Below are 23542 nucleotides of genomic sequence, written 5' to 3' on the forward strand. Positions count from 1 at the left end.
CTCCGAGTGGGCCTAGGTGGACTTGAACCACCGGCCTCATCCTTATCAGGGATGCGCTCTAACCGACTGAGCTATAGGCCCGGAGTGTGCCGCCGCCCCTGGCGGCGCAACGAGAGGTTACCCCATCTGGGCGGGCAACCGGAAATCGATTGCCGGGCGGCGGCGGGTGGGGCTACTCGGCCTCCTTGAGGGTGACTTCGACGCCGCCCACGAGGTCGGCGGCGAGGTTGTAGATGACGGAGCCGACCGTGGAGAGGGCGGTGATGAGAAGGACGTTCAGGGCGCCGACGAGGACGGTGTAGCCGAACACGCGGACGAAGGAGAACCAGCTTCCGGCGTCGACGCTGCCGGTGGTCTCGCCCTGTTCCTTCGTGAGGCTGTTGACGGTGTCGCTGATCGCGTCGAAAACGCCGAGCCCGGACAGGATCACGTACAGGACGATCACGGCGACCAGCAGGACGACGAAGCAGACCAGCGACATGACGAAGCTGAACTTCATCACCGACCAGGGTTCGAGCCTGGCGAGCTGGAGCTGGGCCTTGCGGGCGGGCTTGCCGGACGCGGCCTTGGACGCGGCGTTGGCCGGGGCCACCGCGGTGGACGGACGGTCCTTGAGGACGGTGCCGGCGAAGCCGCGGCCGCCCGAGCCGGACGACCCGCCCGCCGAATTGAACCCCTTGCCGGGCGTGTCCGTACGTCCTGCCGAGACCGAACCGGACGGCTCGGCGGGCCTGGCCCAGCCCGCCGGGCCGGAGCCGGACGCGGAACCGGCCGGCGCACTTTCCGCGCCGCCCGGAGGCGCCGGCCTGGCGGCGGGCTTGGGCGGTTCGGCGGTGTCCCTGACCGGGGCGATCTCGGGGGTGCCGGCCGCCTTGGCCGACGCGTCGTCGACCTGCGTGAGATCGGACCGCGTCTCGTCGGCGCCCTTGCCGGGGTCCGTCGCACCGGTGCCGATGTCGACGGTCGTCTCGTCGCGCCCGGACTTGGCGGAAGCGGCGGCCACCGTCTTACCCGGCTTCCCCTTGGACTTGCCGGTGGGCTTGGCGGGGCCGGACCTGGCGCCGGGTTTCCGGTCACCGCCCTTGCCGGCGGCGCCGGTCCCGTCGTTGTCCTGGCCGGGCTCGGTGCTCACGTGTCCTCCTGGCCTAGCGGCTCGGTGACGATGCAGGATACGTCACTCACCGTCGCCCCCTTCGGCTTCGTCAGAGTCCTCCATGGACTCTACGTTCCTCGCGATGGCCACCACGCTGTCCCCGTCGGCGAGATTCATCAGGCGGACGCCCATGGTCTGCCTGCCGGACTGCTTGATCTCGGCGGCGGTGGTACGGATCACGCCGCCGTTCGACGTCATCGCGAACACCTCGTCGTCCGGGCCGACCATCAGAGCTCCGACCAACAACCCCCGAGATTCCACGATCTTAGCGGTGAGAACGCCCTTCCCCCCACGTCCCTGGAGCGGGTACTGGTCCACCGGGGTGCGCTTGGCGTAGCCGCCGCGGGTGGCCACCAGGACGTCCTGCGAGGAGTCCTGCACGACCAGCATGTTGAGGACCTCCTGGTCCTCCTCGAACCGCATGCCGATGACGCCGGAGGTGGCGCGTCCCATCGGCCGCAGCGACTCGTCGTCGGCGCGGAACCGGATCGCCTGGGCGCCGGTGGAGACCATCAGCAGGTTGTCGTCGGACGACACGAGCCGCGCCGCGATCACCTCGTCGTCGTCGACGAGGTTGATGGCGATGATGCCGCCGGTGCGGGGCGAGTCGAAGTCGGTCAGCGCCGTCTTCTTGACGCGGCCCTTCTTGGTGCCGAGCACGAGGTAGGGGGCGACCTGGTAGTCGCGCAGGTCCATGACCTGGGCGATGTGCTCGTCGGGCTGGAAGGCGAGCAGGTTCGCGACGTGCTGGCCGCGCGAGTCGCGGCCGGAGTCGGGCAGCTCGTAGGCCTTGGCGCGGTAGACGCGGCCCTTGTTGGTGAAGAACAGGATCCAGTGGTGCGTCGTGGTGACGAAGAACTGGTCGACGATGTCGTCCTGCTTGAGCTGCGCGCCGCGGACGCCCTTGCCGCCGCGCCGCTGGGCGCGGTAGTGGTCGGTGCGGGTGCGCTTGGCGTAGCCGCCGCGGGTGATGGTGACGACGACGTCCTCTTCGGCGATGAGGTCCTCGTACGACACGTCCCCGTCGAACGGGATGATCTCGGTGCGCCGCTCGTCGCCGAACTTCTCGACGATCGGGGCGAGCTCGTCGCCGACGATCCGGCGCTGCCGCTCGGGCGAGGCGAGGATCTCGTTGTAGTCGGTGATCTCCGCCATGAGCTTGTCGTACTCGTCGGTGATCTGCCGGCGCTCCAGGGCGGCGAGCTTGCGCAGCTGCATGTCGAGGATGGCCTGCGCCTGGATCTCGTCGATCTCCAGCAGGTTCATCAGGCCCTGCTGCGCCTCCGAGGCGGACGGCGAGCGCCGGATCAGGGCGATGACCTCGTCGATGCGGTCGAGGGCCTTGAGCAGGGCGCGCAGGATGTGGGCGCGCTCCTCGGCCTTGCGGAGCAGGAACCGGGTGCGGCGGACGATGACGTCGATCTGGTGCGCGACCCAGTGCCGGACGAACTGGTCGATGCGCAGGGTGCGCGGCACGCCGTCCACGAGCGCGAGCATGTTCGCGCCGAACGTCTCCTGCAGCTGCGTGTGCTTGTACAGGTTGTTCAGGACGACCTTGGCGACGGCGTCCCGCTTGAGGACGATGACCAGGCGCTGCCCGGTCCGGCCGGACGTCTCGTCGCGGACGTCGGCGATGCCGTCGAGCTTGCCCTCCTTCACGCCGTCGGCGATCTTGAGGGCGAGGTTGTCCGGGTTGACCTGGTAGGGGAGCTCGGTGACGACGAGGCAGGTGCGGCCCTGGATCTCCTCGACCTCGACGACGGCCCGCATGGTGATGGAGCCGCGGCCGGTCCGGTAGGCCTCCTCGATGCCCTTGCGGCCGACGATGAGGCCGGCGGTCGGGAAGTCGGGGCCCTTGACGCGCTCGATCAGCGCTTCGAGCAGCTCCTCGTCGGACGCGCCGTAGTTGTCCAGGTACCACCGGACGCCGTCGGCGACCTCGCGCAGGTTGTGCGGCGGGATGTTCGTCGCCATCCCCACCGCGATGCCGGCGGACCCGTTGACCAGCAGGTTCGGGTACCGGGACGGCAGGACGTCGGGTTCCTGCGAGCGGCCGTCGTAGTTGGGGGAGAAGTCGACGGTCTCCTTGTCGATGTCGCGCAGGAGCTCCATCGCCAGGGGCGCCATGCGGCACTCGGTGTACCGCATGGCCGCGGCGGGGTCGTTGCCGCGCGAGCCGAAGTTGCCGTTGCCGTCGACCAGCGGGTACCGCATCGACCACGGCTGGGCGAGCCGTACGAGCGCGTCGTAGATGGCCGAGTCGCCGTGGGGGTGGTAGTTCCCCATGACGTCGCCGACGACGCGGGCGCACTTGAAGTAGCCGCGGTCGGGCCGGTAGCCGCCGTCGTACATCGCGTACAGGACGCGGCGGTGGACGGGTTTGAGGCCGTCGCGCACCTCGGGCAGCGCGCGCGCGACGATGACCGACATCGCGTAGTCGAGATAGCTCTTCTGCATCTCGACCTGGATGTCGACCGGTTCGATCCGCTCGCCCGGGTGTCCACCCTCTGTGGTCACGTCCGTCACTCTCAAGACCTCTTCTGCTCGATGGGAAGGAAGTACGTCCGCCTCTGGGAGTCAGGCCGGGGGGCCGGCCCTGGCACGTACCTCAGATGTCGAGGAAGCGCACGTCCTTGGCGTTGCGCTGGATGAACTCCCGGCGGGGCTCGACCTCCTCGCCCATGAGCACGCTGAACAGCTCGTCGGCCTGGGCGGCGTCGTCCAGCTGGACCTGCAGCAGGACCCGGTTGTCGGGGTCCATCGTGGTGTCCCACAGCTCGTTGGCGTTCATCTCGCCGAGGCCCTTGAACCGCTGCACCAGGTCGCGGGGGCGGGGGTCGCGCTTGCCGGCGGCGATCCCGGCCTCGATGATCGCGTCCCGCTCGGAGTCGGAGAAGGCGTAGTCGGCCTCGGTGCCCCGCGCGTCCCACTTGATCTTGTAGAGCGGCGGCTGCGACAGGTACACGTGGCCGGCCTCGATCAGCGGCTTCATGAACCGGAACAGCAGCGTCATCAGCAGGGTGTTGATGTGGTGGCCGTCCACGTCGGCGTCCGACATCAGGATGATCTTGTGGTAGCGCAGCTTGGAGATGTCGAACTCGTCGTGCACCCCGGTGCCGAGGGCGGTGATGATCGCCTGCACCTCGTTGTTCTTCAGGATCTTGTCGATCCTGGCCTTCTCCACGTTGAGGATCTTGCCGCGGATCGGGAGGATCGCCTGGAAGTGCGGGTTGCGGCCGCCCTTGGCCGAGCCGCCCGCCGAGTCGCCCTCGACGATGTAGAGCTCGGACTTGGCCGGGTCGGTGGACTGGCAGTCCGACAGCTTGCCGGGCAGGGACGTCGACTCCAGCAGGCTCTTGCGCCGGGTCAGGTCGCGCGCCTGCCGCGCCGCGACGCGTGCGCGCGCCGCCTGCGAGGCCTTGCTGATGATCTCCTTGGCCTCGCCCGGGTTCTCCTCGAACCAGTCGCGCAGGTAGACGTTGCAGGCCCGCTGCACGAACGACTTGGCCTCGGTGTTGCCGAGCTTGGTCTTGGTCTGCCCCTCGAACTGGGGGTCCGCCAGCTTGATCGAGATGATCGCGGTGAGGCCCTCGCGGACGTCCTCGCCGGTCAGGTTGTCGTCCTTGTCGCGCAGCAGGCCCTTGTCGCGGGCGTACCGGTTGACGATCGTGGTGAGCGCCGCGCGGAAGCCCTCCTCGTGGGTGCCGCCCTCCGCCGTGTTGATGGTGTTGGCGAAGGTGTGCACCGACTCGGAGTAGGACGAGTTCCACTGCATGGCGATCTCGACCGACATGCCGGTGGTGTCGTCGCTGAAGTAGATGACGGACTCGTGCGCGGAGTCCTTGCGCGCGTTGATGTAGCGGACGAAGTCCTCGATGCCGCCTTCGTAGTGGTACCGGACTACGTGCGGCTCACCGTTGACGTGGTCGGGGCGCTCGTCCTGCAGCGTGATGGACAGGCCGCGGTTGAGGAACGCCATCTCCTGCATGCGGCGGGAGAGGGTCTCGAAGTTCCATTCGAGCGTCTCGAAGATCTCGGGGTCGGGCCAGAACCTGATGAGCGTCCCGGTCTCGTCGGTCTCCTCGCCCTTCTGGAGCTCGATCTCGGGGCCCTGCCACGTGTAGGACTGGAACCAGACGTGGCCGTCGGTGCGGACCTCCGCCTCCAACCGGGTGGACAGCGCGTTCACCACGGCCGAGCCCACACCGTGCAGGCCGCCCGAGACGGCGTAGGACTTGCCGTCGAACTTGCCGCCCGCGTGCAGCGTGGTCAGCACCAGCTCGATGGCCGGGCGCTTCTCCACGGGGTGCTCGCCGACGGGGATGCCGCGGCCGTTGTCGAGGACGCTGACGCCGCCGTCGGCCAGGAGCGTCACCACGATGTCGTCGGCGTAGCCGGCCAAGGCCTCGTCGACCGCGTTGTCCACGATCTCGTAGACGAGGTGGTGCAGGCCGCGCTCACCGGTCGAGCCGATGTACATGCCCGGGCGCTTGCGAACCGCCTCAAGCCCTTCAAGGACAGTGATCGAACTAGCGTCGTACGCCAAAGGAGATCCTCCTGCCGGGGATGTCTGCCGCTCCGCGCCCGAGGGAGGCGCGGTGTGCCCCGTAACACACATGGGGGCACCCGGTCGGTGCTCTGGTCGTGCTGTCAGAGCCCCGGGCACCCAATGGCGGCGCAGCATCCTGAACCCGCATTCATTCTACCGGGTGACGAGGCGAAAAGTGGCACTCGCGAGCGCTGTGTGCGCGTGTGGCGGCCGAAGGGCCCCGGAGACACATCCCCCCATTGGGTCAGGGGGGTTATTTGGCCTACGTGGCGCTCGCCGCTGAACTCGACGACCCATCACCGAACAGATGTTCCCACCCGCCACTGACACATCGGCGCGGTCCGGGGGCTCCGCTCAGCGGGCGCGCCACGCGCCCGTCCGGCGCGGCCCCGACGAGGGCCCCACGACCTTCACGCGGCGGACGGTGCCGTGGCCGAGTTCCTCGTTCAGCCGCCGCACGAGCGTCGACGACAGCAGGCGCAGCTGGGTGGCCCACGTCGTCGAGTCGGCGGCCACGGTGAGCTCGCCGTCCTCGAAGTGGTCGGGCCGGGTGTGCTCGGCGAGCTCCGCGCCGACGATGCCCGCCCAGTTGCCGAACACGCCGCCGACGGCGGCACGCTGCTCCCACCCGCGCGACGCCATCAGCTCGCGGATCGCCGCCCCGAACAGCTTGGGATCGCCGCCCCGCCCGGGGTCGCGCACGCGCCCCCCCCGCCCGGGGCCCTTGCGCTTGCCGCCCTGACCGGGCATGGTGCCGCGCTTGAGAGCGTCCGCCTTGGCCTGCGCGAGCGCCTCGCGGGCCAGCTCGATCCCCGACTTGGCCGGAGGAGCCCCGGCCTCGGGGGGAGGAGCCCCGGCTTCGGTGGACTTGTACACATCCTGTGGATCACTCACTCGCTCGCCCCCTCGGACTCACGAACGACCTGGCCGTCGGAGACGGTATACGAGCCCCCCGTCAGTTCGGCGGGGACGTCGGCGGGGACGGCCGCCGTGATCAGGACCTGCTCGGCCGGCACCACCATCTCGGCCAGCCGGCTGCGCCGCCCGGTGTCGAGCTCGGCGAACACGTCGTCCAGGATCAGGACGGGGTCGTCGCCGTCCGCGCGGAGCAGGTCGAACGCGGCGAGCCGCAGCCCGAGCGCGAACGACCACGACTCGCCGTGGCTGGCGTAGCCGCGCGCGGGAAGCTCCCCGAGGCGCAGCACCAGCTCGTCCCTGTGCGGGCCGACGAGGCTCACCCCGCGCTCCAGTTCCTGCTTGCGGGACCCGGCGACCGCCTTCAGGATCTGCTCGGCCAGTTGTCCACGGTCTGTGGACAACTCCGCGTCGCCCAAGGAACTCTTGTAGATCAGGTCGGCCGCGCCGCTGTGCGGAGCGAGCGCCGCGTAGGCCTGCGCCACGAGCGGACGCAGAGCCGCGACGAGATCGAGCCGGGCCGCCAGAAGCTCCGACCCCATGCGCGCCAGATGCGAATCCCACACGTCCAGGGTGGCGAGCACCTCCGGGCCGGGGGAGCGACGATGGGCGGCCGCCGATTTCAACAGGGCGTTGCGCTGCTTGAGGACGCGGTCGTAGTCGGACCGCACGCCGGCGAACCTCGGCGCCCGCGCGGTCAGCAACTCGTCCATGAACCGGCGCCGCTCCCCCGGGTCGCCCTTCACGAGCGCGAGGTCCTCCGGGGCGAACAGCACGGTCCGCAGCATCCCCAGGATCTCGCGCGGCCTGGGGACAGGGGACCGGTTGAGCCGCGCCCGGTTCGCCTTGCCCGGGTTGATCTCAAGCTCGATCAGCGCCTTGCGCTCGTCCTTCACCACCCCGGCCCGGACGATCGCCCGCGGCGCTCCGTGCCGGACGAGCGGCGCGTCCGTCGCGGCCCTGTGGCTGCCGTGCGAGGCGACGTACCCGATGGCCTCGACCAGGTTCGTCTTGCCCTGCCCGTTCGGCCCCACGAACGCGGTGACTCCCGGCCCCAGCGCGACCTCGGCGGTCGGGTACGAGCGGAAGTCCTGCAGCGAAAGGTGGGCAACGTGCACAACACACGAGCGTAGAGCCTCCCCCGGCCCCCACCACACACCTCACCCACACGCGGGCGCGTGACGCCCGTCCACACGCGGACGTGTGACGCCCGTCCACACGCGGGGCCTGCGCACACCCCGCCCTCCCAGGGGGGCCGACCCCACTCCCAGCCTGGAACACACCGCCGAGAGCCGGGGCCGGAACCCACAACTGTGGATAACCGAGGGTCAGACCGAAGGGGGGTTGACGTCGGCGCCGGGGGAGTCGGCTCCCTTGGAGGACTCGACGGCGTGGCCGCCGAACTGGTTGCGGAGGGCGGCGACGACGCGCATCGTGGGGGAGTCGTCCTGCCGGGAGGCGAAGCGGGCGAACAGGGACGCCGTGATGGCGGGCAGCGGGACGGCGTGGTCGACGGCGGCCTGGACGGTCCAGCGGCCCTCGCCGGAGTCGTTGGCGTAGCCGCGCAGGTCGTCGAGCTCGGGGTCGCCCGCGAGCGCGCGGTTCAGCAGGTCGAGCAGCCAGGAGCGGATGACGGTGCCCTCCTGCCAGCTGCGGAACGTCTCCGGCACGTTGGTGACGATGTCGCTGGCCTCGATCAGCTCGTAGCCCTCGCCGAACGCCTGCATCATCGCGTACTCGATGCCGTTGTGGACCATCTTCACGAAGTGGCCGGCGCCGACCGTGCCGGAGTGGACGAAGCCGAACTCACCCTCGGGCTTGAGGGTCTCGAAGATCGGCATCAGGCGCTTCACGTCGTCCTCGTCGCCGCCGACCATGAGCGCGTAGCCGTTCTCCAGGCCCCACACGCCGCCGCTGACACCGCAGTCGAGGAACCCGATGCCCTTGGCGGCCAGCTCCTCACCGTGCTTCCGGTCGTCCACATAGTGGGAATTACCGCCGTCCACGACGAGGTCGCCCTGCTCCAGGACCTCCCCCAGCTTGTGGATGGTGTCCGCCGTCGGCTTGCCGGCGGGGACCATCACCCACACGGCCCGCGGCGGGGACAACCGCTCGACCAGCTCCTCGACCGAGCCGACGTCGCTGACCTCCGGGTCGCGGTCGTAGCCGACGACGGTGTGGCCGCCGCGGCGCAGCCGCTCGGCCATGTTGCCGCCCATCTTGCCCAGGCCGATGATGCCCAGCTCCATGAAACGCTCACTCTCCCCTGTGCGTACCGCCTGTGGGTGCCTGCTCTGCCTCGCCCGCGGGGGCGCGGCTCCCCCGCGGACATCGCCACGGTGCCATGCCCCGCAACGTGGTACTTATCCGGACAGACGAACCGGCATGATCAGGTAACGGTAGTTCGGGTTCTCCCCTTCCTGCGGCGGCTTTCCGGTGAGGACGGCCGGCTTGGTCGGGGTGGTGAAGGACAGCCTCGCCACGTCCGAGCCGATCGCGGAGAGCCCGTCGAGGAGGAACCCGGGGTTGAACGCGATGTCGATGTCCTCGCCCTCCAGGGACGCCTCCAGGGCCTCCACGGCCTGAGCCTCGTCGCCCGTCCCGGCCTCCAGGACGACCTCGCCCTGGCTGAAGGAGAGCCGGACCGGGGTGTTGCGCTCCGCCACCAGGGAGACGCGCTTGACGGCCTCGATGAAGGCGGCGGTCTGGACCTCGGCGAGCCCCGCGTACTCGCTCGGCAGCAGCGAGCGGTACTTGACGAAGTCGCCGTCCAGCAGCCGGGACGTGGTGCGGCGGCCGCCGCCCTCGAAACCGATCATGCCTTCGCCGGTGCCGCCCGTCCCGCCGAGCGCGATCGACACCTCCGCGCCGGCCGTCAGCGACTTGGCCGTGTCGGCCAGCGTGCGGGCCGGGACGAGCGCGACGGCGGAGAAGTCCGGGCGCTCGGGCTTCCAGTGCATCTCGCGGACGGCGAGGCGGTAGCGGTCCGTGGACGCCAGCGTGACGGTCTCGCCCTCGATCTCCACACGGACGCCGGTCAGCATGGGGATCGTGTCGTCCTTGCCCGCGGCGATCGCGACCTGGGACACGGCGGCGGCGAACTCGTCGCTGCCCACCGACCCAGCGGCGGGCGGCATCTCCGGCAGCGTCGGGTAGTCCTCCACAGGCATGGTGAGAAGTGTGAACTTCGCGCTGCCGCAGCGGAGCATCACCTTCGCGCCGTCCGTCGTCACCTCCACAGGGTGGGGAGGAAGGCTGCGCGAGATCTCGGCGAGGAGCCGGCCCGACACCAGCGCCGTCCCGGCCTCCTCCACGTCGATGTCCGTGGACACCTGTGCCGAGACCTCGTAGTCGAACGCGGACAGCTTCAGCCGGTCGCCGTTGCCCTCGCCCCCGGCGACGATGTGCATGCCCGCGAGGACCGGCACCGGGGGACGGACGGGGAGCGTGCGAGCGGTCCAGGCGACGGCGTCGGCCAGGGCGTCTCTGTCGATGCGGAACTTCAAAGGGACCCGCCTCCTGCAGGTGTCGGACAAGGGTGAGCTGATCTCGTCCGGGCCGGGGCGCTCGGTGCGCGTTGTCCCCAGGCCCTGACTTGAGATGGATCTTTTCTTGGATAGAGATGTAGAGCAGTACCAGTAATAGGGGCCGTGGATAGTGTGGACAGAGGCCGTTGTCGCAGGTGAGACCGGGTTTCTCTGTCCACCGGTGCTGTGCATGGGCGGTGGACGGCGCGGCGGCGCCTGGGGACGGCGAAATCATCCCCACAGGTCGTCCTCATGTCATCCCCCGGTTATCCACGAGTTCTCCACGGGTATACCGCCCGTTCGCCCGCCCTGGGGACGACGGGACCGGTGATCTTCGAGGCCGTCCCCAGGCCGTCCCCAGCCCGTCCACCGGTTTTCCCCAGAAGGCGGGGCGGCGGTGCACACCCGGTCCACACCCGTCCACCGTTCATCCTCAGCTTCTCCAACGGTTGCCCACAGGGTTATCCGCGAAAATCCCCAGAGTTTTCCACAAGTTGTGAGCAGCGCTGCCGATTCTCGGGGGACGCGTGCCTTTTGTCGTTTCTTTGCCCTGGGCAGGGTGTGGACGGTGCGGGAGGGGCTCGTCCACAGGCGTGACGCGGGTCTGTCCACAGTGTGTACGAACAGGGGGATCAGCGCTTGCGGGCCTGGTGCTTGATGCGCCCCGTCAGCTCCGTGACCTGGTTGTATATGGCGCGGCGCTCGGCCATCAGCGACCGGATCTTGCGTTCGGCGTGCATGACCGTGGTGTGGTCGCGCCCCCCGAACTGCTGACCGATCTTCGGAAGGGACAGCTCCGTCAGCTCCCGGCACAGGTACATCGCGATCTGCCGGGCGGTGACGAGCATCCGCGAGCGGGACGGGCCGCACAGGTCGTCGATCGTCGTCCCGAAGTACTCGACGGTCTGCGCCATGATCATCGCGGCGGTGATCTCGGGACCGGAGTCGTTGGGGATGAGGTCCTTCAGGACGATCTCGGCGAGCTTCATGTCGACCGACTGGCGGTTCAGGCTCGCGAACGCCGTGACCCGGATCAGCGCGCCCTCCAGCTCGCGGATGTTCGTCGCGATCTGCGAGGCGATGAACTCCAGCACGTCGGGCGGCGCCGCGAGGCCCTCCTGCCGGGCCTTCTTCTGCAGGATCGCGATCCGCGTCTCCAGCTCGGGCGGCTGGACGTCGGTCGTCAGGCCCCACTCGAACCGGTTGCGCAGCCGGTCTTCCAGCGTCACCAGCTCCTTGGGCGGACGGTCGCTGGAGATCACGATCTGCTTGCTGGCGTTGTGGAGCGTGTTGAACGTGTGGAAGAACTCCTCCTGCGTCTGCTCCTTGCCTTCAAGGAACTGGATGTCGTCGACGAGGAGGATGTCCACATCCCGGTAGCGGCGGCGGAACCCGTCCGCCTTACCGTCGCGGATCGAGTTGATGAAGTCGTTCGTGAACTCCTCGGAGCTCACGTAGCGGACGCGGGCCCCGTTGAAGAGGCTCTGGGCGTAGTGGCCGATCGCGTGGAGCAGGTGAGTTTTCCCCAGCCCCGAGTCGCCGTAGACGAACAGCGGGTTGTACGCCTTGGCAGGCTGCTCGGCCACCGCGACGGCGGCGGCGTGCGCGAACCTGTTCGACGAGCCGATGACGAACGTCTCGAACGTGTACTTCGGGTTCAGCCGTGCATGCTCGGAAGCGCCGGCCTGCGGCGCCGGTGCCGGCGCGGGCGCACGGGGGTCGGACTTAGGAACCCTGGAATCGGAGCCCTCCTCGTCGCGGAAGACCCCTTCGCCCCTGTAGGACTGCTCACCGCTTGAATACGACTGTTCGGCCCCTGGGTAGGACTGCTCACTCTTCTGGAACTTGTCGTCCGAGTGCCCGAGAGGGCCTTCGTTCCCGGCGTGCTGCGGTTCCCTGCCTTGGGCCTCTGGACGGCCGCCAGGGCGCAACGGGCCGAGCGTGCGGTCATTGAGATGGGAGTGCGGCGGCCGTCCTTGGGATTCGCCGCCGTAGCCTTCCTGCCCGCCGTAGCTCGGGTAGCCGCGCCCTTCGTAGGGGGCGGGACCGCGCCCGCCGGGGCCCGCACCGTACGCCGGCGGACGGGGAGCAGGCGGGTACGATCCACGGTCGTCGTCCTGAGCCTGTGGATAACCTCCGGGCGAACCGGGGTTGTGGGTAACTCCCGACTGCGGCCGGTATCCCTGGTCTGTGTACGGCTGCTCCGGATAGGGGCGCTCAGGACGTTCCGCGTAGGACGACTGGTCTCCGTACGACTCTCCGTACGACTGCTCCCCGTAGGGCTGCTCCGTATAAGAACGGTCTCGGTCTCGGTCGCGCTCGTCGTGCGTCCGCTCGCCGTAGGACTCCCCATAAGAAGGGGCGGGCTCGTGCATGCCGAGCCCTACGCCCGGACCCGGAATCGGCGCGGACAAGGGCTCGCCCCCGCCCTGCCGAGCACCGCCTGGGGGCTCCGGCTGGACGGTCACCGCGACCCGGATCTCCCTGCCGAGTTCACGGGAAAGTGCCTGCGTGATGAGGTTGCGCAGGCGCGTCTCCAGCGCGTCCTTGGCGAACTCGTTGGGGGCGGCGAGAAGCGCCGTCCCCTCGACGAGTGCCAGCGGGCGGACCATGGGCAGCCATGCGCGGTAGCTCGGCGACAGATCGCTCTCGGCCAGTGCGGTGAGGGTGCGGGCCCAGACCGATCCGAGATCCTGACCGTCCATGCGCAAGGTCCCCTCCCCACAACTCCGCCGAACGGAGCACCTGACTGCCCGGCTTTCCCGCGGGATGTCACACGCCTCGCAGGACACAGCCGCGACGCGGAAGACTTACTCTCTCACGAGTTGTCCACAGAGTTGTCCACATGCTGTGCATAGGCATGGGGACCCTGTGTAAAACCCACGAGGCGGGTTCAGGGATATGCGGTCGACAAGGGGCCGGCCTTCATGAGGGCCGGTAAGCGATGGTTCTCGAACGGGGGCTCAGGGGCTGAACGCCGACATCGGATTCGTCGAAGGAAGTGTCGGCTCGCCTCGTCGACCTTAACCGCTGCCGGGCACAGCCGCAACACGGTCACCATCGATCCCGCGCGTCCATCGGAGGCCCGGGGCGGGGCCGTGCGGCGGCCGCCTCCGTTTGACCGGCCCCCCGGATACCCCGTAACGTTCTGAGGTCGAGTCGCATCGACGGAGATGCCGCGTGCCCGCCGGCAGCCCCTCAGGCAAAGCTCGGGTGGGCCCCCGCTGCGGGGGACCGTACGCGGCCCTCGGTGCGAGCCTTCGAGCGTCAAGTCGTCAGACGAACCGACCGCAGCACTGGAGCCTCAAAGTGAGCAAGCGTACCTTCCAGCCGAACAACCGTCGTCGCCACAAGAAGCACGGCTTCCGGCTGCGCATGCGCACGCGCGCGGGCCGCGCGATCCTGTCGAGCCGGCGCAGCAAGGGCCGCGCCCGCGTCGCGGTCTGACCCACCCCTTCATAGTGCTGCCGTCCGGGAACCGGATGCGGCGGCGGGACGACTTCTCGTTGGCCGTCCGGCGCGGTCGTCGCGCCGGACGGCCAACTGTCGTCGTTCACCTGCTGGGCCCGGAAGAGGTCCGACCGGCGGCGGCGCGGCCGCTGGTCGGGTTCATCGTGGCGCGCACCGTCGGCAACGCCGTGGTGCGCAACACGACCCGGCGCCGGCTCCGCCACCTGATGCGCCCGCACCTCGACCGCCTCCCAGCGGGTAGCCTGCTCGTAGTGCGCGCCAACCCCCGTGCGGGAGCGGCGCGACCAGACGAACTGGCCGCGGATCTGGAGTCGGCGCTCGACCGGCTGCTGCGGCCCGCGTCCAAGGGGCGAAGATGAGGAGTCCGCAGGGGACCGAGTTCCCCGCGCAGCACAGGACGGGCCGCCCGGGTCCCGTCGCGGCCGTGCTGATCCTTCTCGTCCGCGCCTACCGCCGCTTCTTGAGTCCCCTGCTCGGGCAGCAGTGCCGCTTCCATCCCAGCTGCAGCGCGTACGGCCTGGAGGCACTCCAGGTGCACGGGGCGCCGCGCGGCACGTGGCTGATCGTCCGCCGGATCGCCCGGTGCCAGCCTTTCCACCCCGGCGGTTACGACCCGGTACCGCCGAAGAAGACGCCGGAACAGCGCGCGGCGGCTTCCTCGAACTCCGGCCGCGAGGAGAGCGGCCCCGCCCTAGCAGAGCCCAAGGAGCTGCCCGGTGCTTGACTGGTTGTACGAGATCGTTTCTCAGCTCATCGTGTGGATCCACACGGGGCTCAGTACGGTCGTCCCCAAGGACAGCGGATGGGCGTGGGGCGGTTCGATCATCCTCCTCACCGTCCTCCTGCGGCTGCTCCTCGTCCCCCTCTTCGTGAAGCAGATCCACGCGTCGCGCAAGATGCAGGAGCTGAACCCGAAGGTCCAGGCGCTTCGCAAGAAGTACAAGAACGACAAGCAGCGCCTCAACCAGGAGGTCATGAAGCTCTACCAGGAGAACGGCGCCAACCCGCTGTCGGGCTGCCTTCCGCTCCTGGTGCAGATGCCCATCTTCATCGGGCTGTTCCAGACGCTGAAGCGGATCTCGGACGCCAAGCCGGGGCAGAGCGTCTTCGCCGTGTCGTCCGACCTGGTGTCGAGCGCCCAGAACGCGAACATCTTCGGCGCCCACATCCCGGACACGTTCCTGAACGCCTGGGGCACCGACCCCAAGAGCTGGACGGCGATCATCATCACCGGCATCGCCGTGGTGATCAGCTCCGTCACGACCTTCTTCACCGTCCGGGCCAGCATGAAGCGCCAGCCCGTCGCGGACGACGCCAACCCGATGATGCAGGCGCAGAAGATGATGGTCTTCCTGGCGCCGCTGTTCGGCCTCTTCGGCCTCGGCTTCCCGCTGGGCGTCCTCATGTACTGGGTGACGTCCAACAGCTGGACCCTGGCTCAGCAGCACTACATCTACAAGCGGTACCCACCGCCCGGCACGGAGGGCGAGGCCGCGGCCGCCGCGGCCAAGACGGGGACGAAGACGGGCCCGAAGACCTCCGGGTCGAAGCCCGCCGGCTCCAAGACGGGCGCCTCCAAGAACGGCCAGGCGGCGTCGTCCGGCATCAAGGCGAAGCTGAAGAAGGAGCCGGAACCGGCCCCCGAGCCCGAGGAGAAGCCGAAGGTCGCGCGCAACCAGCCGACCCGCAAGTCGCGCAGCAAGCGCAGCGGTACCCAGAAGCGCTAGTTTGGACCCCCAGCATGTGCCGGAGAAGGAGACCCCGTTGAGCCAGACCGACACCACCGAGGTCGACGTCCAGGCGCTCGAACAGGAAGGCGAGATCGCCGCCGACTACATCGAGGGCCTGCTGGACATCGGTGACTACGACGGCGACATCGACATGGACGTCGAGGGCGAGCGCGCCATCGTCGCCGTCGTCGGAGGTTCCCTGGACGAGCTGGTCGGCAAGCGCGGTGAGGTGCTGGAGGCCCTCCAGGAGCTCACGCGGCTCGCCGTCCACCGCCAGACCGGCAACCGCACCCGCCTCATGCTGGACATCGGCGGCTACCGCGAGCGGCGCCGCGCCGAGCTGACCAAGCTCGGGACGGACGTCGCGAACGAGGTCAAGCAGTCCGGCGAGCCGAAGCCCCTCGCCCCGATGACCCCGTTTGAGCGCAAGATCGTCCACGACGCCGTCGCCGCCGCGGGCCTCAGCAGCGAGTCCGAGGGCGAGGAGCCCGACCGCTACGTGGTCGTCTCCCCCGCCTGACCCCATGGCCTCACACGGCCCCGACCGGTCCTCCGGTCGGGGCCGTCGCCTTTTCCGGACGGAAGCGGCTTCCCGGGCATGAGAGGGCCCCGCGCCCTGGCCGGCGCGGGGCCCTCTCGGGAGCTCGGTGTGCACCGCCGCCCTGGCACACCGAGCAGGTTCTCGGTGCTACCGCCGGGCGGTCCGGCGCCAGCGGCGGCGCTGGACGTCACCGCCGCCCAGCGAAGTGGTGTTCTGCACTGCGGGGTCCTGCGCGTTCGCGGGATCTTGCGCATAGGCCGGGTCCTGAGGATGGCCGTGCGTCACTCCCGTGTCCGCCGGGTGCTCGACCACGCGCTCGACCCGTTCGGCGGGACGGCCACCGGGCGGCGGCGGGTCCTCGATGATGTGCTCCTCGCGGACCACCGTTCCCGGCTCGTCGCCGTAGGCGGGGTCGGCGCCGACCACACGTCCGGCGGCGCGGCGCGGCCGCGTGTACTTGAGCGTGAACCCCAGGCTGATCAGACCGACCAGGATGAGGATCCATCCGACCATGTGGATGTCGAGGCCGCTCAGGTCAACGCGGATGGCGAAAGCCAGGATCGCCCCGAGGGCGATGAATGCGAGACTGACTCCGATTCCCATGTGTCGGAGCTCCTTCCGGAGGGACGGACGGGCGTCACGGCAGCCTGTACCCGACCCTCGGCGAATATGCGAAGGGGTCATGTGGTTATCGCCATAACGCAAGGGTCGTCCCACCCGGCGTCCTGTTGTTCACAGGAACGGTTCGCGTGCACGGCCCCACCGGGTTTTGTGGAACGATTCGTCTGGTGGGGACTGCACGGGAGGTTTTCGGTGACGCACTGCCGATCGCGGAGCGCTACGCGGCGTTTCTCGCCGAGGCCGGGGTCGAACGCGGGCTCATCGGGCCGCGCGAGGCCGACCGGCTTTGGGAACGCCATTTGATCAACTGCGCGGTGGTCTCGTCGGCCATACCGCGCGACGCCCGGGTCGTCGACATCGGCTCGGGCGCGGGGCTCCCCGGCATCGTGCTGGCCATCGTCCGGCCCGACCTGCGGATCACCCTGCTGGAGCCGCTGCTGCGGCGCACGACGTTCCTGAACGAGTGCGTCGAGCTCCTCGACCTGCGGAACGTCGAGGTCCGGCGGGCCCGCGCCGAGGACGTGACCGAGGAGTTCGCGGTGGACGTCGCCACGGCACGCGCCGTCGCGCCCCTCGAACGCCTGGCCCGGTGGGCGCTGCCGCTGCTGCGGCCGGGCGGCGAGCTCCTCGCGCTCAAGGGCGAGCGGGCCGCGGGCGAGCTGGAGGAGGCGGAGCCGGTCCTGAAGCGCTTCGGGGTGCGCTCGACGGAGCTGCTGCAAGTCGGGCGCGGTATGGTCGATCCGCCGACAACACTCGTCCGTGTGGTCGCCGGCCGAGAAGAGGTTGTCGGGCGACGGCAGCGCGCCCCCCGGCGCGCCAAAGGGTCGAGGAAGAGGTCTTCATGAGCACGGGACCAGGACTGGGCAGGCCTGACCGCGCCGACGAATCCCCCGACGAACAGCCGTCCGGCCCGGGCGGGCCCGGCGCGGACGAGGGCGCCCCGGCGCCCGCCTCCGGGGGGACGCGGCCGGACCCGGGATCATCGCCGGGCACCGCTCCCTCCGGGCACGCGATGTGGGGTAACACGACGTCCGGTACCGCGGAGAACGTCGGCTACGTGCCGACCAACGCCGGCGCGCAGCCGCCGGTGTCGCGGAACGGACCAAACCAGGGGGAGTCGGAACTCGTGCGAGAGGCGCTGCGGGACGCCAAGGTTTCACATGAAACAGCCGTCACCGCGCTCAAGGCGATGTCGGGCCGCAGGGAGCGGGAATGGCCGCGGCCCGACCGATGCCGGGTCATCACCATCGCCAACCAGAAGGGGGGCGTCGGCAAGACCACGAGCTCGGTGAACATCGCCGCCTCCCTCGCCATGCACGGCGCGCAGGTGCTGGTGGTGGACCTCGACCCGCAGGGCAACGCGTCCACCGCCCTCGGCATCGACCACCACGCCGAGGTGCCGTCGATCTACGACGTGCTGATCGAGGACATGGCGCTGTCCGACATCATCGTCCCGGCGCCGGAGATCCCCAACCTCTTCTGCGCGCCGGCCACCCTCAACCTCGCCGGCGCGGAGATCGAACTCGTCTCCAAGGTGGCCCGCGAGTCGCGCCTCCGGCGGGCTCTGGACGCCTACGACATCGAGAAGTTCGACTACGTGCTGATCGACTGCCCGCCCTCGCTCGGTCTGCTCACGGTGAACGCCCTCGTCGGGGGCGACGAGCTGCTCATCCCGATCCAGTGCGAGTACTACGCCCTTGAGGGCCTGGGCCAGCTCATCCGCACCGTCGACCTCGTGAAGGCCCACCTCAACCCGAAGCTCAGGGTGTCGACCATCCTGCTGACGATGTACGACGCCCGGACCCGCCTCGCCGCGCAGGTCGCCGACGACGTCCGGAGCCACTTCGGCGACGTCGTCCTCAACACGGTGATCCCTCGCAGCGTCCGGGTGTCCGAGGCGCCCAGCTACGGGCAGTCCGTCATGACCTACGACCCCGGTTCGAGCGGCGCCCTCGCCTACAGCGAGGCCGCCTCGGAGATGGCCCACGGAGGAGCTGTCCAGTGAGCCAGCAACGACGCGGACTGGGCAGGGGCCTCGGCGCCCTCATTCCCACCGCCCCGCCCATGCCGACGTCCGCCGAGCCGAACGGCGCGGGAGAGCCGGGCTACCCCGGCGGCCCCGTCCCGGGCGGCGCGGCCGCTCCCGCACCGTCGCTCGAACCGGTCGCCGGAGCCCATTTCGCGGAACTGCCCGTCCGCTCGATCACGGTCAACCCGCGCCAGCCCCGCGAGCATTTCGACGACCAGGCTCTGGAGGAGCTCGCCGAGTCGATCGGCATCGTCGGACTGCTGCAGCCGATCGTCGTCCGCAAATCCTCCTCGGAGGAGCACGACTACGAGCTCATCATGGGCGAGCGCCGCTGGCGCGCGTCGAAGATGGCCGGGCTGGACGTCATCCCGGCGATCGTCCGCGACACCGGCGACAACGACCTGCTCCGTGACGCGCTCATGGAGAACCTCCACCGGCAGCAGCTCAACCCGCTGGAGGAGGCGGCCGCGTACCAGCAGCTGCTGCAGGACTTCGGCGCCACCCACGAGCAGCTCGCCACCCGGATCGGCCGGTCGCGTCCGCACATCACCAACACGCTCCGCCTGCTGAACCTGCCGCCCGCCGTCCAGCGCCGGGTGGCGGCGGGCGTGCTGTCCGCCGGTCACGCCCGCGCGCTGCTCTCCCTCGAAAGCGTCGAGGCCCAGGAGCACCTGGCGCAGCGGATCGTCCAGGAGGGCCTCTCCGTCCGCGCGCTCGAAGAGATGATCGCGCTCCGCGAGGTGGAGGACGAGCCGAAGACGCCGCGCCAGGGCCGCCGCCAGAAGCCGGTGGCCCCCGGCCTCAAGGAACTGGCCGACCGCCTCTCCGACCGCTACGAGACGAGGGTCCGCGTCGACATGGGCCGCAACAAGGGCAAGATCGTCGTAGAGTTCGCCACCCTGGAGGACTTGGACCGCATCATCAAGTCCATGGCCCCCGACCCCGAGGCGGACGACTCCTAGCCCGAGCACCCCAGCGCCCCGGACCCCCAAAGGCTCCGGGGCGCTTCTCATTCCCGCCCAACGTTTCCCGTGAAACATCCCCCGAGAACCACGCGCCCGAAGAAGCGAGAGCCGTCGCACGTAGTCGCGGCTCCCCCCACACTCGCCGCCGCATCCCGCCACACGCCCTCGCCCGCAGCGCATCCTGCCCACCGCGGCCCCCGTCGACAGTCCCCCGGATCGCCGATGCGAACGCGGTCCGCGGCACCAAGAGAGGCGCGGTGATCGCCGCAAAAGGATCTGGCCACCCCAGTGGGCGTCGGCGTACCGGCTCACCCGCTGAGCGCAGGGCCGCCACCCACCGCAGGCGTCCCAGACAAGCCAACCACGCCCACAGCGATGCGCCTCTTCTCCCCGTCGCGCTCAGCTCTATGGAGCGCACAGTAGACCGCCTACAGCAGCGCCCCGGGTAAACCGGCCACGCCGACGACGCTCCGCCCGGCCGTCCTGCCGCGCCCCCGTACTTCGCGGTCGATCACAACCAACCGCACAACGGACAAGCCGACCGCATCGACGCTGACCCGCCTGCGGTTCCTGCCTCGTCCCCGCGATACTGCACGGCCGGCCGCAGACAACGGCGTCCTGGACGAGCCGTCGCACCGACGGCGATCCGGAAGGTGGCCCCGTCGCGCCCTCGATGCTGCGCGCTCGGCCGCATACACCGGCGTACCGGCCAGGCAAATGCGGCAAGGGTGACTCAAATAGTCCCCCCCGTCGCCTCCACCCCTCTAAGGCGCTAGTTGGCCCCAGAGCGGCGCCTCCTGGCAGCCCCGCCAAGTCGACGGTGACCCGCATGGTGACCTGTTGCGCCCTCCTGCTTCGCGGTTGCCCACAATCCACGGCGTACCGGACAGACATGCCACGCCGTTGATGGTGCGCCCCGCGACTCGTCTCGCCCAGCATTGTGCCCTGCGGTCATGCGCCACCAACGGCACCCCGGGCAGGCCGGCCACGCCGACGGTGATCCGACTGGTGACTCGTCTCGCCCAGCACTGTGCGCCGCGGTAGGGCGCCTACAGCGGTGTCCCGGGCAGGCCGGCCACACCGACGGGGACCCGCCTCGTGTGCCTGTCGTCCCCCCCGCGGTGAGCGGGCGGTCCTAGCCGTGGTGCGTAAGTGTGGGTCTCCAACGGGCGACTCCCTGCCTCCCCCGAGTCTTCCCCTGGGCGCCGTGGACCGTTGTCGACAGGCCAGCCGGGCCGACGATGCGGGTGCTTGATCCGGCCGCGCCTTGAGCAGCGCGGTGAATGCCTCCAAAATGACTTGGCCATCCCGGTTGGCGTCGGCGTTCGTGCCCGCCCCCAGACAGCGGGTCGCCACACACATCACACCCGGCCGTAGACAACGGCGTCCCGGACAAACCGACCACGCCGTCGCTTGATCCGCCTGTTGTTCTCGTCGCACACAGCCCTCTGCCATGCGGTCGGGGCGCGCCGCGCATGCGGGCCGCGTCTACGGTGAGCGCAGGTGTTCCTGTGGCGTCCAGCTCCATGTGACGAAGCAGTCCGCCACCAACGGCGTCTCGGGCAGGGGCCGGCTGCGTCGACGGCGACCCGCCTGGTGACCCAGTTGCGCCGTCCTCGCGCTTCGCGGTCGGTCGCGATCCGCCGGTGTACCGGATACAGCGGCCGCATCGACGATTGATCCGCCTGATGGTTCTGGCGCTCCCGCTGTGGTCGTGGACAAACGGCGTCCTGGACGGGTCGGCCGCGCTGACGATGATCGCCTGTGGTGATCCCTTCGCGCACGTGAGCCTATGAGCGGTCGCAGACAACGGCCGGGCGGGTCAACCGCGCCGACGGTGATGCCGGATTACGGGTTCTCGTGCCCTGCCCCCCGGGGGGTGCAATGGTCGCCACAGCGGCGTCCGGGCATGGCGGTTGAACTTCCGGCCCACCTCGGCGCGGGTCGCGACGCCTGAGGGGACGGTTGGCGGTAGGTGGTCGGGTGAGCGCTGTTGTGGCACCTCGATCCCCGTGCCCGCCGGAGCAGGTTTCACGTGAAACTGTGCGCCTGTAACCCGTGGAATTCGGGAGTGGACGGGCGAATGAAGTCCTGAGTATCGGTGTAGGTGACCGTGGGAACGCCCGAGGGGCTGAGCATGAGGGACGACCTGCGGAGCGCGGGGGTTCGACCGAGGAGCGGACGATCGTGTGCCGCGTGCGCGAGCTCGTCGCGTGCGGTTGGGGCTCTCGGCCGCCTCACTGCCGTGCTGCCAGCGACTAGGAGGGCTCCGCTGGGCGGCATCCACATGAGCGCGGGAGTTCGCTGTTTCACGTGGAACGAGGGTCAAGGTGCTCGGCGGGCAGGGGGCAGAGTGGGGACTGCGCCTTGTCGTGCAGTGCCATTCGGGGCCCCCAGGGGGAGTTCTGGTGCTTTTGGCCTTACTCGCAGACACGCGGCCTGGGCGCCTGTGGCAGGCCTAGGGCGATCCCGGGTTGGATCGCGGTGGGAGCGAGAGATCGACCTGGGGCTTGATGCCGCCCTCGCCGCTTGTGCGACCTTGCCGTGGTCGGCCCGTACGAGAGCCTGATCGACGTTCTTCTCGGCGCGAACGAGGCTGAGGCGTGGCCCTGTGTGGGGGCGATGGGGTCTGCGTGCCGTGGCCCTGGTGTCGAACGCCCTCAGCTGCACCTCGTCTACTAGTGAGCCGTCGTGATCGCGGGCCGAGTGTTCCTTGGGTCCGTCCTCTGGTGATCTATTGGTCAGCCGATGCCCTTGTAGGTCGCTCTAGTGCCAGGAGGCGGTCGAGTGTGGGGCAGGTCGAGATCAAGTGCCGCTTCCGCCTGACGGGGGCTAGGGAGCAGAACTAGGCCCATTTGCGGGCCTCGCTCGGACGAGTTCAGCCCGCAGTCTTCATGGCGGGCGATTAGCGGCGGCTGCCGTCCGCGGCAGCACCTGAACGGGGTGGTGTAGGCGGTTCAGGGGGACTTGCTAGTGGGAACTTCGGCGAGCACTTAGAAGGGCGCGCGGTCGATCGCCTTGCCGTCGTGCGCGGGGTCGTTGCGTTGTGCGCAAGGGGGTCACTGTGGCGAGCCAGCGGGTTCCGCTGTGGGGTCAGCGGAGGTGGGAGCGGAGGAGGGATTCGCACACTTCGCCCAAGTCCAGGTCGGCGACGCTGACGGCTCGGGGGAGGAGGCTGGTCTCCGTCATGCCGGGGGCGACGTTGACCTCCAGGAAGTGCACCTCGCCGTCGGGGGAGACGATGAGGTCGGTGCGGGAGAGGTCGCGGAGGCCCAGGGCGCGGTGGGCGGTGATCGCGGCCTCGGCGGCGCGGGCGGTCGCTTCGGGGGTGAGGCGGGCCGGGGTGACGAACTCGGTGTCGCCGGCGTCGTAGCGGGCCGTGTAGTCGTAGCGTCCGCCGGGGGCGACGATCTCCACGGCGGGGAGGGCGGTCGGGGCGCCGTCGCGCTCGATGACGCTGACCGCGACCTCGGTGCCCTCGATGTAGCGCTCGACGAGGGCGGCGTCGCCGTAGGCGAAGCAGCCGACCATGGCGGCCGACAGCTCGGACGCCTCGTGGACGACGGAGGTGCCGAGGGCCGAGCCGCCGCGGGTCGGCTTCACGAACAGGGGCAGGCCGAGGCCGCGGACGATCTGATCCAGGACGGACGCCGCGCCGAGGTCGTGGAAGACCTCCTTCGGCAGGGCGACGGACTCGGGCGTCCGCAGACCCGCGCGCCGCACCACCGACTTGGCGGTCGGCTTGTCCCAGACGACGCGGCACGCGTCCGGGCGGGCGCCGACATAGGGGACGTCCAGGAGTCCGAGGACGTCGCGGATCGAGCCGTCCTCCCCCGCCGCGCCGTGCAGGACGGGGAAGACGACGTCCGGCGGGTCGTCGGTCAGGGAGTCCAGGAGGGTCGCGTCGGCGTCGCGGAGCTCGACCGGGATGTCGCGGGCGCGCAGCGCGTCGGCGACCCGCCTGCCGGAACGGAGCGAGACCTCCCGCTCGTAGGAGAGCCCTCCGGCGAGAACGACGACATGCCCCAGTTCCAAGATGCT

17 protein-coding genes, 1 tRNA gene and 1 pseudogene are annotated in these 23542 nt (G+C 69.8%); 8 read left to right on the forward strand and 11 right to left on the reverse strand.

What is annotated here, in order from left to right; genetic code table 11:
• Positions 1–7 precede the first annotated feature (7 nt).
• The 9 genes and pseudogenes from ABWI04_RS10260 to dnaA all read right to left on the reverse strand — a co-directional run bounded on the left by ABWI04_RS10260 (position 8) and on the right by dnaA (position 12849).
• Positions 8–81 (reverse strand) — tRNA-Ile (locus ABWI04_RS10260).
• Between the two features lie 91 nt (positions 82–172).
• Complete coding sequence (locus ABWI04_RS10265; RefSeq protein WP_345182821.1) at positions 173–1132, reverse strand: DUF3566 domain-containing protein; 960 nt, start codon at positions 1130–1132, stop codon at positions 173–175.
• A gap of 42 nt (positions 1133–1174) precedes the next feature.
• Complete coding sequence (gyrA, locus tag ABWI04_RS10270; protein ID WP_345182820.1) at positions 1175–3679, reverse strand: DNA gyrase subunit A; 2505 nt, start codon at positions 3677–3679, stop codon at positions 1175–1177.
• Between the two features lie 82 nt (positions 3680–3761).
• Positions 3762–5699: a DNA topoisomerase (ATP-hydrolyzing) subunit B gene (gene gyrB, locus ABWI04_RS10275; protein ID WP_345182819.1), complete on the reverse strand. Its 1938-nt coding sequence runs from the start codon at positions 5697–5699 to the stop codon at positions 3762–3764.
• A gap of 357 nt (positions 5700–6056) precedes the next feature.
• Complete coding sequence (locus ABWI04_RS10280; RefSeq protein ID WP_353832201.1) at positions 6057–6596, reverse strand: DciA family protein; 540 nt, start codon at positions 6594–6596, stop codon at positions 6057–6059.
• The gene (recF, locus tag ABWI04_RS10285; RefSeq protein WP_353832202.1) at positions 6593–7735 is read right to left on the reverse strand and encodes a DNA replication/repair protein RecF; all 1143 of its coding nucleotides are present in this window, start codon (positions 7733–7735) and stop codon (positions 6593–6595) included. The genes ABWI04_RS10280 and recF overlap by 4 nt, the downstream gene beginning before the upstream one ends.
• Before the next feature lie 210 nt (positions 7736–7945).
• Positions 7946–8884, reverse strand: a pseudogene (gnd, locus tag ABWI04_RS10290) (phosphogluconate dehydrogenase (NAD(+)-dependent, decarboxylating)); the annotation flags it as partial.
• Between the two features lie 96 nt (positions 8885–8980).
• A complete protein-coding gene (gene dnaN, locus ABWI04_RS10295) occupies positions 8981–10123 on the reverse strand; it encodes a DNA polymerase III subunit beta (protein ID WP_345182815.1) in 1143 nt (380 codons plus the stop codon).
• Between the two features lie 653 nt (positions 10124–10776).
• On the reverse strand, positions 10777–12849 hold the full coding sequence (gene dnaA, locus ABWI04_RS10300; protein WP_353832203.1) for a chromosomal replication initiator protein DnaA: 2073 nt from the start codon (positions 12847–12849) through the stop codon (positions 10777–10779).
• 604 nt (positions 12850–13453) lie between these two features.
• On the opposite strand from dnaA, the gene rpmH reads away from it, so the two are divergent.
• Genes rpmH through ABWI04_RS10325 form a run of 5 tightly spaced genes read left to right on the forward strand, consistent with a single transcriptional unit; the run spans position 13454 to position 15865 of the window.
• Positions 13454–13591: a 50S ribosomal protein L34 gene (gene rpmH, locus ABWI04_RS10305; protein ID WP_179845229.1), complete on the forward strand. Its 138-nt coding sequence runs from the start codon at positions 13454–13456 to the stop codon at positions 13589–13591.
• Positions 13592–13605: 14 nt separating this feature from the next.
• Positions 13606–13974 (forward strand): ribonuclease P protein component, encoded by a 369-nt coding sequence (gene rnpA, locus ABWI04_RS10310; protein ID WP_345182813.1) that lies wholly within the window; start codon positions 13606–13608, stop codon positions 13972–13974.
• Positions 13971–14339 (forward strand): membrane protein insertion efficiency factor YidD, encoded by a 369-nt coding sequence (yidD, locus tag ABWI04_RS10315; protein WP_345182812.1) that lies wholly within the window; start codon positions 13971–13973, stop codon positions 14337–14339. The genes rnpA and yidD overlap by 4 nt, the downstream gene beginning before the upstream one ends.
• Positions 14332–15342, forward strand: a complete 1011-nt coding sequence (gene yidC / locus ABWI04_RS10320; RefSeq protein WP_353832205.1) for a membrane protein insertase YidC — start codon at positions 14332–14334, stop codon at positions 15340–15342. The genes yidD and yidC overlap by 8 nt, the downstream gene beginning before the upstream one ends.
• A 37-nt stretch (positions 15343–15379) precedes the next feature.
• Positions 15380–15865: a Jag family protein gene (locus ABWI04_RS10325; protein WP_345182810.1), complete on the forward strand. Its 486-nt coding sequence runs from the start codon at positions 15380–15382 to the stop codon at positions 15863–15865.
• Between the two features lie 168 nt (positions 15866–16033).
• Here ABWI04_RS10325 and ABWI04_RS10330 read toward each other — a convergent pair whose 3' ends face one another.
• The gene (locus ABWI04_RS10330; protein WP_345182809.1) at positions 16034–16489 is read right to left on the reverse strand and encodes a DUF6458 family protein; all 456 of its coding nucleotides are present in this window, start codon (positions 16487–16489) and stop codon (positions 16034–16036) included.
• 185 nt (positions 16490–16674) lie between these two features.
• Between ABWI04_RS10330 and rsmG the strand changes: the two genes are divergently transcribed.
• The 3 genes from rsmG (at position 16675) to ABWI04_RS10345 (ending at position 19498) form a co-directional block, all read left to right on the forward strand.
• On the forward strand, positions 16675–17352 hold the full coding sequence (gene rsmG / locus ABWI04_RS10335; protein WP_345182807.1) for a 16S rRNA (guanine(527)-N(7))-methyltransferase RsmG: 678 nt from the start codon (positions 16675–16677) through the stop codon (positions 17350–17352).
• A 344-nt stretch (positions 17353–17696) separates the two neighbouring features.
• Positions 17697–18512, forward strand: coding sequence for a ParA family protein (locus tag ABWI04_RS10340; protein ID WP_345182877.1), 816 nt, complete (start codon positions 17697–17699; stop codon positions 18510–18512).
• Positions 18509–19498, forward strand: coding sequence for a ParB/RepB/Spo0J family partition protein (locus tag ABWI04_RS10345; protein ID WP_345182806.1), 990 nt, complete (start codon positions 18509–18511; stop codon positions 19496–19498). Before ABWI04_RS10340 ends, ABWI04_RS10345 begins: the two co-directional genes overlap by 4 nt.
• A gap of 3096 nt (positions 19499–22594) precedes the next feature.
• Here the strand turns inward: ABWI04_RS10345 and ABWI04_RS10350 are convergent.
• A complete protein-coding gene (locus ABWI04_RS10350) occupies positions 22595–23539 on the reverse strand; it encodes a D-alanine--D-alanine ligase family protein (protein WP_345182876.1) in 945 nt (314 codons plus the stop codon).
• Positions 23540–23542 lie beyond the last annotated feature (3 nt).

The organism is Actinomadura sp. NPDC000929 (assembly GCF_040492065.1).
In the GTDB taxonomy this organism is placed as follows: Bacteria; Actinomycetota; Actinomycetes; order Streptosporangiales; family Streptosporangiaceae; genus Spirillospora; species Spirillospora verrucosospora.

Excerpts from the sequence above, each read along its gene's own strand:
- dnaA (WP_353832203.1), bottom strand. The coding sequence starts at position 12,849 with ATGGACGGTCAGGATCTCGGATCGGTCTGGGCCCGCACCCTCACCGCA.
- yidD (WP_345182812.1), top strand. The coding sequence starts at position 13,971 with ATGAGGAGTCCGCAGGGGACCGAGTTCCCCGCGCAGCACAGGACGGGC.
- ABWI04_RS10330 (WP_345182809.1), bottom strand. The coding sequence starts at position 16,489 with ATGGGAATCGGAGTCAGTCTCGCATTCATCGCCCTCGGGGCGATCCTG.
- ABWI04_RS10340 (WP_345182877.1), top strand. The coding sequence starts at position 17,697 with ATGTCGGGCCGCAGGGAGCGGGAATGGCCGCGGCCCGACCGATGCCGG.